This window comes from Streptomyces sp. NBC_00554 (genome assembly GCF_041431135.1).
In the GTDB taxonomy this organism is placed as follows: domain Bacteria; phylum Actinomycetota; class Actinomycetes; order Streptomycetales; family Streptomycetaceae; genus Streptomyces.
In genome coordinates this window covers 8,292,255-8,308,982 of sequence record NZ_CP107799.1, presented here as the reverse complement: position 1 = coordinate 8,308,982, position 16,728 = coordinate 8,292,255, and the positions used below count along the sequence as shown (strand labels likewise).

Genomic DNA, 16,728 nt, shown 5'->3' with positions numbered 1-16,728 from the left:
CATGACACTGCGACCTGCCCTGGTGAACATAAAGGCTCTTGACGACTCGGCGGTCGGGCGGTTCTGGGCGGAGGCGCTCGGCTGGGGTGTCACCAGCGGGGGATCCGGCGCGACCGCCGCTCAGCCCGTCGGCTTCGACTGGCAGGACCCGGCCGGCGTATGCATCGATGTCATTGCCGTCCCGGAACCCAAGACGGCAACGAAGAACCGTGTGCACCTCGATCTCGCCACCACCTCCGCGGCCCATCAGGCGGAGCTGGTCGCGCGCCTCCGGTCACTCGGTGCGATGCCCGCCGACGTGGGCCAGGGCGATGTGCCGTGGACGGTCCTCGCCGACCCGGAGGGCAACGAGTTCTGCGTCCTTGAGCCTCGGGAGGTCTACCGGGACACCGGGCCGATCGCCGCGGTGGTGGTCGACTGCGTGGATCCGCGGGTCATGGCCCGGTTCTGGGGCGAGGCGATCGGCTGGACCCTGCACGAGGTGACCGACGATCATGCATCGTTTCGCTCCGCCGAGGGTGTCGGGCCGTATCTCGAGTTCCTCCGCAAGCTCGATGTGAAGACCGTGCCGGACCGCGTTCATCTCGACCTGGTGCCGGACCCCGGTGACGACAAGGCGGCGGAGGTGGCCCGGCTGCGGGCCCTCGGCGCCACCGACCTCGACGTCGGCCAGGGCGATGTCCCGTGGACGTGCCTGGCCGACCCGGAGGGCCACGAGTTCTGCGTCCTTGCCCGGTCCTGACGTGAACTCACAGCGCGGGTTTCCGGACAGACCGGCGGTACCGCAACTACCGTCGGGCTCATGACAACTTCTGACGATGCCCTTCTGGCGGAGCAGATTGCCTACTACCGGGCCCGCGCCTTCGAGTACGACCGGATCTACGCCGAGCGGGCGGACCTGCGGGAACTGGTGGCCGCGCTCGACGGCCTCCCCGTCGCCGGTGACGTGCTGGAGCTGGCCTGCGGTACGGGTCAGTGGACCGGGTCGCTGGCCTCGCGGGCTCGCTCGGTGACCGCTGTCGACTCGGCGCCGGAGGTGCTGGGCATCGCGCGTGAGCGTGCCGGGTCCCTCAAGGTGGCGTTCGTGCAGGCCGACGTGTTCGCGTGGCGGCCGGAGCGCCGCTACGACACCGTGTTCTTCGCCTTCTGGCTCAGCCATGTCCCGGCGTCCCGCTTCGGGGACTTCTGGGCGACCGTCGCCGCTGCGCTGGCCCCGGACGGCAGAGCCGTCTTCATCGACGAGGGCCTGGCCGGGGCAGCCCTCGAGGACGTCTCCTCGGAGGTCCGCAGCCTCGACGACGGCAGCGAGTACCGGATCGTGAAGATCTACCACGAGCCCGCGGCGCTCTCCGCAGAGCTCACCGCGCTGGGCTGGTCGGCCGACGTCAGGCCGCTGGGGGACTTCATCGTCGGTGTGGCCGAGCCCCCGACTCCGCTCTGAGGGAGATCAGGAGCGCTGGGCGGCCTCGTCGGCCTTCTTCTCCTTGATGCGAGCCGCTTCCTTGCGGACCTCGGCCTGGGTGGCGCGCTCCCGCAGCAGCCACTCGGGACCCTCCGCCTTCAGCGCCTCGATCTGCTCCGTGGTGAGGGCCTCGGTGACTCCGCCCCGCGCGAGCCCTGCGATGGAGACGCCCAGCTTGGCGGCGACCACCGGCCGGGGGTGCGGACCGCTGCTCCGCAGCTCCAGCAGCCACTGGGGCGGTTCGGCCTGCAGCGCGGCCAGCTCGGCACGCGAAACAACGCCCTCCTGGAACTCGGCGGGCGTGGCTTCGAGGTACACACCCAGCTTCTTCGCCGCTGTCGCGGGCTTCATGGTCTGGGTGTTCTGCTGCGACGTCATGGTGTCAAGGGTAACGAGCGTATGGGCCGGCGCCGACCAGCACTGCCCGTGCACCCCCTGTGACCACCGGCTCCGCGTGCGCCGCGCGCCTGCACGGCCGGTAGCCTGGCCGGGTGACTGGCTCCGAGGCATCCCCGTCGTTCAAGCTCGCGTACGTTCCGGGGGTGACGCCCGCGAAGTGGGTGCGGATCTGGAACGAGCGACTGCCCGACGTCCCGCTGACCCTCGTCGCGGTGTCCGTCGCGGAGGCCTTCGACGTGCTGCGGGGCGGCGGCGCCGACGCCGGTTTCGTGCGCCTGCCTGTCGACCGTACGGACCTCAGCGCGATCCCCCTCTACACCGAGACGACCGTGGTCGTGGTCCCCAAGGACCATGTCGTGGCGGCGGTCGACCAGGTGTCCACGGACGATCTCGCCGACGACATCGTGCTGCACCCCCTCGACGACACCCTCGGCTGGGAGCGCCTGCCGGGACAGCCCGCGATCGAGCGCCCCGCCACCACGGAGGACGCCGTCGACCTGGTGGCGGCCGGCATCGGTGTCCTCGTCGTCCCCCAGTCGCTGGCCCGCCTGCACCACCGCAAGGACCTCACCTACCGCCCGGTCACGGACGCCCCGGAGTCGCGCGTCGCGCTGTCGTGGCCGGAGGAGAAGACCACCGACCTGGTGGAGGACTTCATCGGGATCGTCCGCGGGCGAACCGTCAACAGCACCCGGGGACGCGCCCCCGCACCGGCCCCGGCCGAGCCGAAGGCCAAGGCCAAGCGCCCCGAGACGGGCGGCGGCGCCCGACGCAAGCCTGCGGCCGGCAAGTCGACGGGCCGGAACCCCCGGAGCGGCGGCTCCGGGGGCGCCAAGGGAACCAAACGCGGCAAACCCCGCCGCGGCCGTTCCTAGCCCGCTCGTTCCTTACCGGTCACCCCTTCCTGATCCTCAGGAACGTCACGGAGTTCGCCGGGAAGGTGTACGTGAACCTGTCGGCGACCCCTTCGAAGGTCGACTTCACCGGGGCGACCGCCGTGCTCGTCTCGGTGTTCACCGCGTCGGGTGCGGCCTGGAGCGTGGTCACGGCGGCCTTGCGGCCCACCTTCGCCCCGCCCAGGTCGATCGCTGTACGGGCGTCCGCCGCCTGGGCGTTGACGACCTTGACGATCAGGTCGCCGGTCTTCGCGTCCCGGGTGACGACCTGGCGGAACGGCTCGGCGGGCTTGTCGTCGGTGAAGCTCCCCCACTCCTGGCCGTCCAGCAGAAGCGTCACCTGACGGCCTCTCACCTTGATGTCGATGTCGTAGGCGCGGCCCGTCTCGATGGACCCCGCCTTGGAGATGAGCGTCGACTTGCCGCCGTCCACGGCCTGTTCGACCGCCGAGGTGGTGTTGTTCCAGCCGCCGAGGTTCCACCAGTAGTAGTTCCCGGTGTCCTTGACGCCGAAGGCGACGAGGAAGCCCTCCTTGCCGGACTTCTTGGTGGCCTTCACGTGCAGGTCGTAGTCGTGCCAGGCCGGGTCGCCCGCCTGGACCATGGTGTTGGTCGCGGCCTCGTCGCTCTGCACGTACTGACCGTCCTGGACGCTCCAGCTCCCGGTGCCGGTGTGGGTCCACTGGGACGCGTCACCGCTGAAGTCGTCGGCGAGCAGCGCGGTCCCGTCCGCGCCGGTCACCTTCACATCGTCGTACGCCGCCGTGGTCGCCCACGTCGACAGGCCGACGGCACCGGAGATCGGGCCGCTCACCGAGGGTGTTCCGGTGGCTGTCGAGGGCACCACCCGGTCGCCGACGTTGCTCATGAAGAGCTTCTGCACCTCGTAGTCGGCCGATCCCCATGAGGCGTGGTTGTTGAACCAGATGAGGTCCGGACGCCACTGGACATAGTCCTCGTTGGCGAGCAGCGGGGCGTACGAGGCGAGTTTCACGACGTCCGCGTTGCGTTCGAGGCCGGTCATGAACGCGGCTTCGGAGAGGGCGTTCTTGAAGGTGTTGCCGAGCGAGGCGTACTCGCCGAGGAAGACCTTGGGGCCGTTCCTGTCGTAGGAGTCGTAGCGGTCGTTGTTCTGCAGGAACCACTGCGGACTGTTGTAGTAGTGCTCGTCGACCATGTCGACGTTCGCGTCCCGGTTGAGCTGCCAGGCGGTGTCGAAGGTCGAACCGGAGTCGTCCGGGCCGGAGTTGGAGATGACGGTGACGTCCGGGTACTCGGCCTCGATGGCGGTGCGGAACTCCGTGAAGCGGGCGAAGAACTCGTTCGGCAGGTTCTCCTCGTTGCCGACCTCGAGGTGGGTGAGGTGGAAGGGCTTCGGGTGGCCCATCGCCGCCCGCTTCCTGCCCCATTCGCTCGTCACGGGCCCGTTCGCGAACTCGATCAGATCGAGGGTGTCCTGGATGTGCCGCTCGAGCAGGGCGTCGTCGTCGGTGGCCCTGTTCTGGCCGCAACCGGTGACGAGGGCGGGCACGACGGGCAGCGGCATCGCGCCGATGTCCTCGGAGAACTGGAAGTACTCGTAGTAGCCCAGTCCGTAACTCTGGTTGTATCCCCAGAAGTTGGAGTTCGTCGCGCGCTGCTCGACGGGGCCGATGGTGTCCTTCCACTGGTACGAGCGTTTGCGTTCGTAGCCCGACGCCTCGTCATATCCCGCCATGCTCCCGGTGTTGACCAGGCAGCCGCCCGGAAAGCGCACGAAGCCCGGGTGGAGCGCGGCGATCTTCTGGGCGAGGTCCTCGCGCAGACCGTGCCTCTTGTAGGTGTCCCGGGGCAGCAGCGAGATCATGTCGAGCGCGACCGGGCCCTCGGCCGCGACGGTGAGGCGGCCTGTGGTGCTGCTGCGGGTCGCGGTGAACTTCGCCCGGTACTTGGCCCAGCCGCCGCGCGCGGTGACCCGGCGGGCCTCGGCGAGCGTGCCGTCGGCGTCATGCAGCGTCACGGTCAGGGGCGCCGCCGCATCCGCGCGGGCCCAGAGCGAGAAGTCGTATGCCTTGCCGCTCTCGACCGAAATCCCGGTGTTGTAACCGGAGTTGGTGACGGACGAGCCGCCGTCGAGGGCGAGATAGGTGCGGTTGCGGGCGTTGAGGCGCCCGTCGTCGCTCAGGGCCTGCGCGGTGCCCGAGGTGCCCCAGGACGTGAGTGGCGTGTAGGAGCGGTTGTCGGCGGTGCTGTACTCGAACGAGCGGTTCTGCACGAGCTCCGCGTACAGGCCGCCGTCCGCGGCACGGTTGATGTCCTCGAAGAAGACGCCGTACATGGTGTCGTCGATCTTGGCGCCCTTGGCGGCCGGATCCACGGTGATCGCGTAGTCGGTGACGTCCTCGGCGTTCGCGGGCGCCGGGACGACGGCGGAGGCCACCAGGAGGGCGGTGGCCGTGAGTCCGAGTCTCCAGCGGGTGCGGGTGCGTGACATGGATACTCCGCGGCTCTGTAGTCTTGAATTGTTCGAAATGCCGGACACTGATCAGCACTTCGAACGGCAAGATAGGGAGGGGGTCAGAGCGCGTCAATGGGTTGCGCAGCATCGGATGTGACGGAGAGCGGGACGGGATGGGCGAGTTCTGGCCAGTGGCCGACGTGCTGGCGTACCTGGCCGGGAGCTGGCGGGTGGAGCGCTCGGTGCGGGATCTGGCGAGCGGTGCGGAGGGGCACTTCGCGGGGACGACGGTTTTCGGACCGCTGGAGAACCCGGCGGACACGGGTCTCCTGCACCACGAATCCGGGACCTTCGTATGGCAGGGCACGCCCAGGCCGGCGGAGCGGACGCTGCGCTTCCTGCCGGGAGACCGCGCGGGCACCGCGGCCGTACGGTTCTCCGACGGCCGCCCCTTCCACGACCTGGACCTGACCTCCGGGTACTGCCTCGCCGACCACCCCTGCTCGGCGGACCTCTACCGGGGCGAGTTCACCGTTCTCGACGAGCACCACTGGCGGTCCGTGTGGCGCGTGGCGGGCCCCGCGAAGGATCTCGCCCTCACCACGGACTACGCACGCGAGGGCTGGGAGTAGGCCCCCTCGAAGCGCAGGTTCCAGCGCCCCGCACGGCCCGTCACGGTGATCGTCGACAACGGGCGGACGTCCACGTTCCAGTACGTCGAGGGCGGCGCCTTCAGGGTGTAGACCAGGGCGGCCCGGACCACGGACGGTTCGGCCACCGCGACGATACGGCCGCCGTCGTCGGCGGGCCGGGTGTCGAGCCAGTTCCCGACGCGGGCGATGAAGGTCATCAGCGATTCGCCGTCGTGGGGCGTGGAGCGCGGGTCGGCAAGCCAGCTGTCGACGGCCTCGGGCTCTCGGGCCATCGCCTCGCCGAGCGTGAGACCGCGCCAGCGGCCCATGTCGCAGTCGCGCAGCGCGAGCTGGACGAGCGGCGCGTATCCGAGGGCGTCCCCGGTGGCCCGGCTGCGCGGCGTCGGTGAGCAGTAGCGCAGCTCGGCCGCCGCCAGCGGCACCAGCTCCGGGGCTGCGCGCTGCACTTCCTCCCAGCCGGCCTGGTCCAGCGGCCGGTCGTCCTCGAAGCGTTCGGCGAGCAGCGAGGAGCTGCGCGCGGCGGCGACGAACGTGACCCGAAGATGCATGCGGTGATCGTGGAACGCGGAACTCCGCAGGTCAAGAGGGGTTACGGAGGGTACACGCGGGCTCACTGCAGCATGAGCGCCATCCACTGGTCCGGCCTCTGAAGGACCTTGAATCCGAGCTTCTCGTAGACACCGTGCGCGTCCGCCGTGGCGAGCAGGATCCGGCGCAGACCGAGTGGTTCGAGGTGGTCGCGTACGGCGGCGACCAGGGCGGTGCCCATTCCCTTGCCGCGGACCGATGGGGCCACGTAGACGTCGCAGAGCCAAACGAAGGTCGCCTCGTCGGTGACCACGCGTGCGTATGCGACCTGCTCCCCCGAAGTTCCGTCGTACACGCCGAAGTTGAGCGATCCGGCGATCGCACGCTCCTGCTTCTCTCGCGAGCGTCCGGTGGCCCAGTACGCGTCGGTGGAGAGCCAGCGGTGGACGCTGTCCACGTCGATGCGGGCGGTGTCGGCGGAGATCTCGTAGCCCTCGGGGAGGCTTTGCGTATCGGTCATGCGGGGAGAGTTGCAGGTCAGGGTGCCGGGGGTCGAGCGGTTTTTCGCCCCCTCCGCCCCTTCCCGTCCCGTACCTGGGGGCTCCGCCCCCAGACCCCCGTGTCGCCCGAAGGGCTCGTCCTCAAACGCCGGACGGGCTGAAATACCCCCCCCGTGGGTGGGTGGGGGATCGGGATGGCCGGGTCTCGTCCTCGAACGCCGGACGGGCTGAAAGATCTCAGCCCAGCACCTCGTCGCAAGCCGCCCGCAGTCTCCGTACCCCCTCCGTGATCTCCTCCGTGCCCGCCACCGCCGCGAAGCTCAACCGCAGGTGGGCGGCGGGGGGTTCGGCGCTGAAGTAGGGGCGGCCCGGGGTGACGGCCACGCCCGCGCGGAGGGCGCCGGCGACGAGGGCGGAATCGTCCGTGCCGTCCGGTAGGCGCAGCCACAGGTGGTAGCCGCCGGACGGGATGTGGGGCAGGGAGAGTTCGGGGAGGTTCAGCCGCAGTGCGGTGGTCATCGTGTCCCGGCGGGTCTTCAACTCGGCGGCGACGGCACGCAGATGGCGGGGCCATGCGGGCGAGCCCACGAGTTCGAGCGCGGCTTCCTGGAGCGGGCGCGGCACGAAGAAGGTGTCGACGACCTGGATGGCGCGCAGCCGGTCCAGGACAGGGCCCCGCGCGGCCAGCGCACCCACCCGGAAGCTCGGCGAGGTCGCCTTGGTCAGCGAGCCGACGTGCACGACGACCCCGTCCGGGTCCTCGGCGGCCAGCGGACGCGGCAGCGGGCCCGCGTCCTCGTGCACGAGGCGTCGTACGAAGTCGTCCTCCACGACGAACGCACCCGCCTCCCTCGCGATCCGCAGCACCTCACCGCGCCGCTCGGGCGCGAGCACGGCGCCGGTCGGGTTCTGGAACAGCGGCTGGCAGACGAAGACACGGGCACCGGTGGCCTTGAAGGCGTCCGCGAGCAGGGCGGGTTTCACCCCGTCGGCGTCCACCGGCACCGGCACGGGCCGCAGTCCGGCCGCGCGGGCGATCGCCAACATGCCCGGGTACGTGGGCGATTCGACGAGTACCGGTGCTCCCGGCGGCGCGAGCGCGCGCAGGGCGGTGGTGAGCGCGGACTGACCGCCCGCCGTGACGAGCACCTCGGCGGCGGTGACCGCACCGCCGATCCCCCGCGCGAACCACTCCCGCAGCTCCGCGAGTCCCTCCACGGGCGGCCGGCCCCAGACGCCGGGACGGCGGCCCGCCCTGGACAGGGCCGCGCCCATCGCCCGCTCGGGCTGCAGCGACGGGTGCAGATAGCCGCCGTTGAACTCGATGACACCGGGCGGCGGAGCGGCGAGCGAGACCAGGACTCCGGAGGCGTCCACCGTGCGCGGCACGAGTTCGGTTGCGGCGTCCGCGCTGAGCGCGACCTCCTGCCAGGAGGTGTCCCCGGCGGGCTCCGCAGCGGCACGCGGCTGCGCCCGGAACGCGCCGGCCCCGGGCCGGGTGACGACCAGCCCCTCGGCCGAGAGCTGCGCCAGCGCCCGCGACACTGTCACCGGGCTCACCCGAAACCGTTCGACGAGTGCCCGACTCGACGGCAGCTTTCCACCCGGAGAGTATCGGTCCAGCTCCCGCCGCAGCTGATTCGCCAGCCCGCCCACACTGCTACTCTCATTCATGAGAGTTAAGGATAACGCTACCGCCAATACCCGGATAGCAGTTCGCACGTCTGCCCGGACCACCGCAGGCGCGCTCCCCGCCACTTCGGAAGCGGTCGCCTCCGCGCCCTCCCACCGCTCCGGCACCCTCCAGGCCGCCCTCGGCGTCACCGCCTTCTCGCTCACGTTCCCCGCCACCGCCTGGGGCTTGGAGGGCTTCGGCCCCTGGTCCCTGGTAGCCGTGCGCAGCGTCCTGGCCGCGGTCATCGCGGGCGGCTGCCTGCTGGCGCTGCGCGTGCCCCCGCCGGTCAGGCGCCACTGGACGGGGCTCGCCGTCGTCGCCGCGGGCGTCGTGCTCGGCTTCCCACTGCTGACGACGCTCGCCCTGCAGACCTCCACCACCGCCCACGCGGCCGTGGTCGTCGGTCTGCTGCCGCTCACCACCGCGCTGTTCTCGGCGCTGCGCACGGGGGCACGGCCCTCGCGGACGTTCTGGGTGGCGGCGGTCGCGGGCGCGGCCGCGGTGATCGCGTTCACCGTGCAGCAGAGCGGTGGCGCTCTGACCAGCGCGGACGCCTACCTCTTCGGCGCGCTGCTGATCTGCGCGGCCGGCTACACCGAGGGCGGACGACTCTCCAGGGTCATGCCCGGCTGGCAGGTCGTCGGCTGGGCACTGGTCCTGTGTCTGCCCCTCACGGTGCCGGGTGCACTGGTCGCGCTGTCGTACGAGCCGGTGCACCTGAGCGCGCACAGCGTGACAGGGCTGCTGTGGGTGGCGGCCGGATCGCAGTTCCTGGGTCTGGTCGTCTGGTACCGCGGCATGGCGGCGATCGGGATCCCGAAGGCCAGCCAGTTGCAGCTGGCGCAGCCGCTGCTCACACTGGTGTGGTCGGTACTGCTCCTGGGTGAGCACCTCACACCGGCCGCGCCCCTGACGGCCGCCGCCGTACTGGTCTGCATCGCGGTCACCCAGCGAGCCAGGGACTGACGGACGGGCAAGGGCCGGGCCAACCGGCGCCACCAGTCGTAGACTTGCGACCACGGACCGCTACTCCCGCAGATGACGAGGAGGCCGTTCAGATGCATGCAGTCGAGGGCGACCAGCTGGTGCAGCACGGCAGGGTCGTCGGGCAGCAGGACAAGATCTCAGAGATCGTCGAAGTACTGGGTACGGAGGGCACTCCCCCGTACCGCGTCCGCTTCCAGGACGGGCACGAGGCAGTGTGCTCACCGGGCCCGGACTCCGAAATCCGCCACAAGGACGCAGCTCACTGACTCAGCGCGAGGGTTCCGCCGGCCGTCTTGTGCGGGTTCCCCAGACGAGGCGGCCGTCCTGGGCCGTCGCGCGCTGTCGCATGTCGTCGGCGAGGGAGTGAAAGTACTCCGCCAGTGAAGCGTGCGTCTCGAATCGGGTCAGGTCCCCGTCGCTCCACTTCCCCAGCATGCCTGTGCTGGTGTCGATGAACCGGCCGTAGAGCCAGTCCGTCTCCACCGCGAAGGGGACCCAGTCGTGGCGCCATGCCAGGGTTTCGCGATCCGGATGTTGTGACGGCTCCATTGCCGCTATTCCCGTACGCCATTCATGGACGTTCACGATCTGCTCCACGGACAGCAAGTGCCACCCAGAGGGCAGGAAGCTGCTGCCAGGGGCGGCGAATCTACTGTCTTCCCCGTCGGCCATACGCACGCCGTTGTTCGTCAGCAGCCACGTCCACATTTCCTGCGGGAAGCTCACGCCGAGACGTGCTTCGGCATCGACGATCGTCTTCGGTGTCGCGGGTCCGCACAGAGCCGCCGCGTTCTTCGGAGCGTTCCGCTCAAGCCATCGCGTGACACGGCCCCATGCCTGCCGCACGTTCTCCGCCTCGCGCGACCGTATTCCACCCATGGGTGATCCCCCCGCTTCAGTAGTGATCAGCAACCACCCGGGCCATCGCACCGATCCGGTCCGCCCCGACCTCCTTGGCGGCGAAGAAGACGTGCCCCTTCACCTCCGGATACCGCGCGGCCAGCGTGAGATGCCGGGACAGCTCCGCCGGATCCTGCCAGGCTGCGGGCTGCGCCGAATCACCGGCCTTGTACAGCGCCTCCCCCACGTACAGCCCCACGCCAGTGCCCTCGGCCGTCTTCGCCCACCAGGGCACCAGCTTCGCGTAGTCGGCGGCGGCGAGGCCGATGTTCCAGTACAACTGCGGGCAGATGTAGTCGATCCAGTGCTCCCGGACCCACTTCCTGGTGTCCGCGTGCAGATCGTCGTACGTCTCCACGCCCGCCTGAGTCGGCGAACCGAGCGGATCGGTCGCGGCGTTGCGCCACACCCCGAAGGGGCTGATCCCGAAGCGCGCCGCCGGCCGGATCTGCTTGATGCGGGCAGCCGTCTCAAGGACCAGCCGGTCGATGTTGTCGCGCCGCCAGGCCGCCCGGTCGGGGAAGCCCGCGCCGTACGCCGCGTACGCCGCGTCGTCGTCGAAGACCTGCCCGGCGACCGGATACGGGTAGAAGTAGTCGTCCCAGTGCACGGCATCGATCGCGTACTTGCGCAGCGCGTCGAGCATCGCGTCCTGGACGAAGGCGCGGACCTGCGGCAGTCCGGGGTTGTAGTAGAGCTTCCCGCCGTACGGGACGACCCAGCCGGGATGCTCGCGGGCCGGGTGGTTCGCCACGAGCCTCGTCGGGTCGGTGTGGTTGGCGATCCGGTACGGGTTGAACCAGGCGTGCAGTTCCAGGCCGCGCGCGTGCGCCTCCGTGACCGCCGTGCCCAGCGGATCCCAGCCGGGGTTCCTGCCCTGGACTCCGGTGAGGTACTGGGACCACGGCTCGTACGACGACGGCCACAGCGCGTCGGCCGTGGGGCGCACCTGCAACATCACGGCGTTGAAACGGCGGCGTACGGCCGTGTCGAGATGGGCGAGGAGTTCAGTGCGCTGCTGTGCCGCGGTCAGCCCGGTGCGCGAGGGCCAGTCGCGGTTGGAGACCGTCGCCAGCCACATCCCGCGCATCTCCCCCGCCGCACGAGGCCTGTTCGTGTCGGCCGCGGCGTCTCCCGCGGTCGCGAATCCCGACAGCGTCGCCGCCGCGGCCAATGCGAACGCGCGACGTGACAGTCGCCCCATCTCCACACCCCCTACACAACGGATCCGTCCGGTCACGGATCGTCTCCTCGCACAGCATGCCCGACCCGCACGATCGATCATCGATACTTGGGAGTAACGTGCACGATCGGAGCAGGCACCGCACAACGGGGAACCTGCCAAGGCCGATGATCAGCGGAAAGGGACGATGTGACCGACATCGAACGCGTCGGAGTGGTGGGCTGCGGACAGATGGGAGCGGGCATTGCCGAGGTGTGCGCCCGCGCCGGTCTCGACGTCAAGGTGGCCGAGACCACCGGCGAAGCCCTGGAGTTCGGCCGTACCCGGCTCTTCAACTCCCTCTCCAAGGCGGCCGAGCGCGGGAAGATCTCCGAGGAGGAGCGGGACGCGACGCTGGCGCGGCTCAGCTTCACCACGGACCTCGGTGAGTTCGCGGACCGCGACCTGGTGATCGAGGCCGTCGTCGAGAACGAGCAGGTGAAGACGGAGATCTTCCAGGTCCTCGACCAGGTGGTGACCCGGCAGGACGCGATCCTCGCCTCCAACACCTCCTCGATCCCGCTGGTCAGGCTGGCCGTCGCCACCTCCCGTCCCGACCAGGTCATCGGCATCCACTTCTTCAACCCGGCCCCGGTGCAGAAGCTCGTCGAGCTGATCCCGGCGCTCACCACGTCCGAGGGCACCCTCAGCCGGGCGCAGGCGCTCGTCGAGAAGATCCTCGGCAAGCACGCGATCCGCGCCCAGGACCGCTCGGGCTTCGTGGTCAACGCGCTGCTGATCCCCTATCTCCTGTCCGCGATCCGGATGTTCGAGTCGGGCATCGCGAGCCGCGAGGACATCGACAACGGCATGGAGCTGGGCTGCGCCCACCCGATGGGCCCGCTCAAGCTGTCCGACCTGATCGGCCTCGACACGGTGGCCTCGGTCGCGTATTCGATGTACGAGGAGTACAAGGAGCCGCTGTACGCCGCTCCCCCGCTGCTCCAGCGCATGGTGGACGCGGGCCGCCTCGGCCGGAAGTCGGGCTCGGGCTTCTACACCTACGCCTGATTACGCACGGTAAAACGCAGGCTCACGCGGGCCCGGCACCCATGGGGGTGCCGGGCCCGCGCCATTCACACACCGTGTGCGCGCCGGGCCCGCATATGCCCCTCGCACACGCTCCCCTTGCGCCCACCAGGCGAGTTGACTTTCCGTGCGCATGTAAAAGACGAGACGACTACGGAAAGGAGCGGACTCGTGACCGCCGACCCCGAGCATCCCGTGGCACCAAGGGAACTCGCAGAGTTACGCCGGTCCATCGAAGTGGGCCTCACCCGCATCGAGGGCGGACTGGCACTGCTCACTCAGCGCGACGACCAGACCGCCAAGGATCTCGACGACCTGAGCGCACGGGTCGTCGCCCTCGAACACACCCGCTGGCCCCTGCCCACCCTCGCCGCTGTCGCGGCCGTGGGCGCGGTGGCCGTGGCGGTCTGGCAGGCTCTGGGCCACTAGGTCCCTGGACGCCGCGTGGGGGGTGGATCAGGGCAACGCGTCCTGCCCGAGCCTGAGATGGTGCAGAAGGAGCAGTGCGGCAGCCATGTTGGCGGCCGGGACCTCGCCGCGGGCGACCATGTCGGGGACGAGCTTGAGGGGAACCCATTCCCGACGGTCGGACTCGAAGTCGTCCACGGGGTGTCCGATGTACGCGCCTTCATCGGCCCAGAAGATGTGGTGCCGGGCGTCGGTGAGCCCGTTGGAGGGCTCGACGCTCATCAGATGGCGCAGGGGTCCTGGTCGCCAGCCGGTCTCCTCCTCCAGTTCGCGGGCCGCCGCGACGGCGATGTCCTCGCCGTCCTCGACGACGCCCGCCGCGAGCTCCCATCCCCAGCTGTCGGTGATGAAGCGGTGCCGCCACAGGAGCAGCACCTCGTTGGCCGCGTTCACCACGGTGGCCACGGCCACGGGCCGCAGCCGTATCAGGAAGTGATCCAGGTGCCGGCCGTCCGGCAGCTCCACATCTGCGAGATTGACGGTGAACCAGCGATTTGCGTACACAGTTTGTTCGTTCTGTTTCGTCCACTGCACGGTTCTGCCACCTTCCGCCGAGTAGATGGCAATATGGCAGTAGGAGCCTCCTGACAGCAGGCGCACAGCGGCGCACAGTGCTGGACGGGTTCGGTGTTCTACAGCGGTACGCGCAGTGCGCCGTCGATGAGTTCGGCAGCCTCGGAGGTGCCCGCGCACCCGCTGGCCACCAGGTGTTCGCGTACCGCGCGAAGTCTGTCACGCAGCCGCTGGGACTCCATCCCCCGTGCCTGTTCGGCCATTTGAAGTGCGGTGGCGACCGCCTTGTCGGCGTTGCCCTGGCGCAGTTCGATCTGGCTGAGCACGGCGAGCCGGTGCACCCGTCCTCGGTCGTGGGCCGGATTGTCGACGGCGGCCACGGCGTGCTCGTCCGCCGCCATCAGGTCGCCGAGGCTGAGCAGTGCCTCCGCCACCTGCACGTTGACCAGGCCCGGTTGGACATAGCCGGTCTCGTCGGGCTCGTAACCGCGCCGGATGCGGTCGGCGGCCTGCTCGGCACGCCGGATGCACGACAGTGCGCTGCTGCCGTCGCCGAGGTGCGCGTACGCCTTGGCCTGCATCGCGTAGAGGTCGGAGGCGAGCGCCGGAGTGATCTGCCGCCCGGCGGCGCGCAGCGCGGCCTCGGCGAAGGCGACGGCCTGCCGGTGCTCACGCATGAACAGCGACTGGTTGACCAGGAGGGCTATGACGTACGCGCCAAGTCCCCTGTCCCCGCTGGCCTTTGCCAGGCGCAGTGCCTGGTGGAAGTAGCGCTGGGCGAGTCCGTGCGCGTCGGAGTCGTAGGCGCAGATACCCGCGATGGCCACCAATCCGCCGGTCGCGCGGTGGAGTTGGCGTCCGGTGGCGTCGGTGTAGCTGCCGCGCAGCAGCGGCGCCGTCTCGGAGTTGAGGAAGCCGACGATTCGGGTGCGGGTCGCGATGCCGCCCGCCTTGCGGTACATCTGCTCGTAGTGGGCGCGGGCCGCGCGGAGCATCTCGATGTCGGCCATGCTCACCTGGTGGCGTCCGCCGCGTGAGACGTCCACGTCCTCGGGCGGGTTCTCCCACTCCCACACGGGCATCACGGCGGGTGTGCCGGTGACGGCCGGCGCGCCGAGGATGTGCGGGCGCTGCTGTTCGTCGGAGCGCCACAGCGCGGTGGCCCGCTCGACGAAACCGGAGAGCGTGGTGCCGTGCGGGGTCGACGGTTCACCGGGTACGCCGAGACCGATGTCGTCGAGCGTGACGGGCCGGTGGAGTCTCCCGGCGAGCACTTCACAGATCAGGTCGGGCACCTGGCCGCGCGGGCGCTGCCCCTTCAACCACCGCGCCACGGCGGTGTGTTCGTACCTGAGCGCAAGACCGCGCGCTCGCCCCGCCTGATTGACGTGAGCGGCGAGCCCCGCATGGGAGATGCCGGCCTCGTCGAGAATCGCGTCGAGCAGAGTGTTGGGCTGCATGGGAGGCCCCCCGGGTGACTCGGTGCCGTCAGAGTAGTGCGTCCTGTTTCACACGGGGTGTGAACGGAGTGCTCGTATCCGGGCAGTACGCGCGCTGTCGCAGAGCGTTTCCGGCCGGTTGACTGAAATGCCTCGCAAGAGGCCGGCCGGGCCGCCGGCTCCCCCTCGTACAGTGCGGCGGCCCGCACCCGCGCCGTCCGCCCAGCTGCCTGCCCGACACTCCGTGGCGGGGCGGACGGCGACACTCCGTTGGTTTCGCCGGGTCACTGCGGGTGCTTCGTCGGCTGCGGGCGCGTGGGGGCTTGTCGCGCAGTTCCCCGCGCCCCTAAAAACCCTGCGCTCACGTCACTTGATGGGCCACCGGGTGGGACAGCTGCGCGGGTAACCGTTTGCGGTCGTTGCGTAGTACCAGCAGCGCTATGTCGTCCGTCGGCATCCCGCCCGTGTGGCTCAGGACCTGGGAGAACACCGAGTTCAGGACCGACTGGGGCGAGACCGGCTGGGCTTGGACGGCGTCGGTGAGCGCGGCCGGCAACGGGAAGAAGCGGCCCTGTGCGTCGCGCGCGTCCTCGACTCCGTCGGTGTGCAGGAAGAGCCCCTCGCCCGGCAGCAGTTGACCGCAGCGCACGACGGGAAGTTCGGCCGGGAGCGGGAACGGCCCGAGCGGGGGCAGGGGTTCACCGAACGCCAGCCGCACCACATGACCGCGCACACCGGCCGGCTCGACATGGCTGCGCAGCAGATACGGCCACGGATGACCGCAGTTCAGGGCATACACCTCGCCGTCGCGGCGGATCTCCAGGAGCAGCAGGGTGACGAACTCCTCGGCGACCGGGCTGTCGGGGTCGAGGCCGGACGAGGGGTGCTCGGCACGGGCCCGCTCACGCAGATGCCGGGCCAGCGCCCGCTCAAGTCTCCTCAGGACACAGCCGAGTTCGGGCTCGTCGTGCACGGCCTCACGAAAGCTGCCGAGGACGGCGGCGACGGTTCCGATGGCGCCGATACCGTGCCCACGGACGTCGCCCATGACGACCCGTACACCGTGCTCGGTGGCGATCACCTCGTACAGATCACCGCCGACGCTCGCGCCGCGGTCCGCGGAGAGCTGTGCCGCGGCGACGTTCAGCCCGTCGATCCGCGGGGGCAACGGCCGCAGCAGCACGCTCTGGGCGGCGCCCGCGACCTCCCGGATCTGCCGGAGCTCCCGCAGCAGCGCCTTCCTGACGTGGAGTATCAGCCCCGTACCGACCGCGAAGAAGACGGCACAGGTGGCCATCCGGGCACCGAACCCGTTCTGCTGCGCGAGCGGACAGGCCAGCTTGTACGTGATCGCCATCGCGCCCCAGACGGTGGGCAGCCCCAGGCTCAGCGCCCGCCGCAGCGGCTTCCGGTCGGCCCGCCGGACCGCCCGGCCCAGACCGATCCGGAGGCCACGCCTCCGCACCGGCCGCCGTCTTGCTCCGCGCACCGCCCGGGCCAACACCCGCGCATGCGTACGGGGCGTTGCCCTGCAGGGTGCCCCACCAGCCTTGATACGGATCATGCCGATTGGCCCCCCAATAGGCCCTGACAGCGCAGACGGCCTCCGCGAGGCCGGTC

General features: G+C 70.2%; 18 protein-coding genes. 8 read left to right on the top strand and 10 right to left on the bottom strand.

What is annotated here, in order from left to right; translation table 11 throughout:
* Window position 1: 1 nt before the first annotated feature.
* Window positions 2-742, top strand: a complete 741-nt coding sequence (locus tag OG266_RS36655; RefSeq protein WP_371550997.1) for a VOC family protein — start codon at window positions 2-4, stop codon at window positions 740-742.
* Window positions 743-802: 60 nt separating this feature from the next.
* Window positions 803-1,441, top strand: a complete 639-nt coding sequence (locus tag OG266_RS36650) for a class I SAM-dependent methyltransferase (protein WP_371550995.1) — start codon at window positions 803-805, stop codon at window positions 1,439-1,441.
* Between the two features lie 6 nt (window positions 1,442-1,447).
* Here OG266_RS36650 and OG266_RS36645 read toward each other — a convergent pair whose 3' ends face one another.
* Window positions 1,448-1,840, bottom strand: a complete 393-nt coding sequence (locus OG266_RS36645) for a DUF5997 family protein (RefSeq protein WP_266467278.1) — start codon at window positions 1,838-1,840, stop codon at window positions 1,448-1,450.
* A 113-nt stretch (window positions 1,841-1,953) separates the two neighbouring features.
* Between OG266_RS36645 and OG266_RS36640 the strand changes: the two genes are divergently transcribed.
* The gene (locus OG266_RS36640) at window positions 1,954-2,736 is read left to right on the top strand and encodes a LysR substrate-binding domain-containing protein (RefSeq protein WP_326724278.1); all 783 of its coding nucleotides are present in this window, start codon (window positions 1,954-1,956) and stop codon (window positions 2,734-2,736) included.
* Between the two features lie 19 nt (window positions 2,737-2,755).
* On the opposite strand, the gene OG266_RS36635 is transcribed toward OG266_RS36640, so the two are convergent.
* Window positions 2,756-5,230, bottom strand: coding sequence for an alpha-L-arabinofuranosidase C-terminal domain-containing protein (locus tag OG266_RS36635; RefSeq protein WP_371550992.1), 2,475 nt, complete (start codon window positions 5,228-5,230; stop codon window positions 2,756-2,758).
* A 137-nt stretch (window positions 5,231-5,367) separates the two neighbouring features.
* On the opposite strand from OG266_RS36635, the gene OG266_RS36630 reads away from it, so the two are divergent.
* Entirely contained in the window at window positions 5,368-5,826 is a 459-nt protein-coding gene (locus OG266_RS36630; protein ID WP_371550991.1) for a DUF6314 family protein, read from the top strand.
* Here the strand turns inward: OG266_RS36630 and OG266_RS36625 are convergent.
* The 3 genes from OG266_RS36625 to OG266_RS36615 form a co-directional block, all read right to left on the bottom strand.
* Window positions 5,802-6,395, bottom strand: a complete 594-nt coding sequence (locus OG266_RS36625; protein WP_266467253.1) for a histidine phosphatase family protein — start codon at window positions 6,393-6,395, stop codon at window positions 5,802-5,804. The genes OG266_RS36630 and OG266_RS36625 overlap by 25 nt on opposite strands.
* 62 nt (window positions 6,396-6,457) lie before the next feature.
* Window positions 6,458-6,895 (bottom strand): GNAT family N-acetyltransferase, encoded by a 438-nt coding sequence (locus OG266_RS36620; RefSeq protein WP_371550988.1) that lies wholly within the window; start codon window positions 6,893-6,895, stop codon window positions 6,458-6,460.
* A gap of 217 nt (window positions 6,896-7,112) precedes the next feature.
* Window positions 7,113-8,549, bottom strand: coding sequence for a PLP-dependent aminotransferase family protein (locus OG266_RS36615; RefSeq protein ID WP_371550986.1), 1,437 nt, complete (start codon window positions 8,547-8,549; stop codon window positions 7,113-7,115).
* On the opposite strand from OG266_RS36615, the gene OG266_RS36610 reads away from it, so the two are divergent.
* Window positions 8,548-9,516 carry a DMT family transporter gene (locus OG266_RS36610; RefSeq protein WP_371550984.1) on the top strand — a complete coding sequence of 323 codons (969 nt, stop codon included), beginning with the start codon at window positions 8,548-8,550 and terminating at the stop codon, window positions 9,514-9,516. The two genes, OG266_RS36615 and OG266_RS36610, sit on opposite strands and share 2 nt — an antisense overlap.
* Before the next feature lie 92 nt (window positions 9,517-9,608).
* On the top strand, window positions 9,609-9,803 hold the full coding sequence (locus OG266_RS36605; RefSeq protein WP_266467240.1) for a DUF1918 domain-containing protein: 195 nt from the start codon (window positions 9,609-9,611) through the stop codon (window positions 9,801-9,803).
* A gap of 1 nt (window position 9,804) precedes the next feature.
* Here the strand turns inward: OG266_RS36605 and OG266_RS36600 are convergent, their stop codons facing one another.
* Together OG266_RS36600 and OG266_RS36595 are read right to left on the bottom strand one after the other, a co-directional pair.
* Window positions 9,805-10,383: an SMI1/KNR4 family protein gene (locus tag OG266_RS36600; protein WP_371550983.1), complete on the bottom strand. Its 579-nt coding sequence runs from the start codon at window positions 10,381-10,383 to the stop codon at window positions 9,805-9,807.
* Window positions 10,384-10,432: 49 nt separating this feature from the next.
* On the bottom strand, window positions 10,433-11,641 hold the full coding sequence (locus OG266_RS36595; RefSeq protein ID WP_371550982.1) for a glycoside hydrolase family 10 protein: 1,209 nt from the start codon (window positions 11,639-11,641) through the stop codon (window positions 10,433-10,435).
* 168 nt (window positions 11,642-11,809) lie between these two features.
* Here OG266_RS36595 and OG266_RS36590 point away from each other — a divergent pair, with 168 nt between their 5' ends.
* On the top strand, window positions 11,810-12,670 hold the full coding sequence (locus OG266_RS36590; protein ID WP_266467228.1) for a 3-hydroxybutyryl-CoA dehydrogenase: 861 nt from the start codon (window positions 11,810-11,812) through the stop codon (window positions 12,668-12,670).
* Window positions 12,671-12,859: 189 nt separating this feature from the next.
* Window positions 12,860-13,117: a hypothetical protein gene (locus OG266_RS36585; protein WP_266467224.1), complete on the top strand. Its 258-nt coding sequence runs from the start codon at window positions 12,860-12,862 to the stop codon at window positions 13,115-13,117.
* A gap of 27 nt (window positions 13,118-13,144) precedes the next feature.
* On the opposite strand, the gene OG266_RS36580 is transcribed toward OG266_RS36585, so the two are convergent.
* The 3 genes from OG266_RS36580 to OG266_RS36570 form a co-directional block, all read right to left on the bottom strand.
* Window positions 13,145-13,690, bottom strand: a complete 546-nt coding sequence (locus OG266_RS36580) for an NUDIX hydrolase (RefSeq protein WP_266467221.1) — start codon at window positions 13,688-13,690, stop codon at window positions 13,145-13,147.
* Between the two features lie 98 nt (window positions 13,691-13,788).
* Complete coding sequence (locus OG266_RS36575; protein ID WP_266467219.1) at window positions 13,789-15,129, bottom strand: transcriptional regulator; 1,341 nt, start codon at window positions 15,127-15,129, stop codon at window positions 13,789-13,791.
* A 340-nt stretch (window positions 15,130-15,469) separates the two neighbouring features.
* Window positions 15,470-16,573 (bottom strand): PP2C family protein-serine/threonine phosphatase, encoded by a 1,104-nt coding sequence (locus OG266_RS36570; protein WP_371550979.1) that lies wholly within the window; start codon window positions 16,571-16,573, stop codon window positions 15,470-15,472.
* Window positions 16,574-16,728 lie beyond the last annotated feature (155 nt).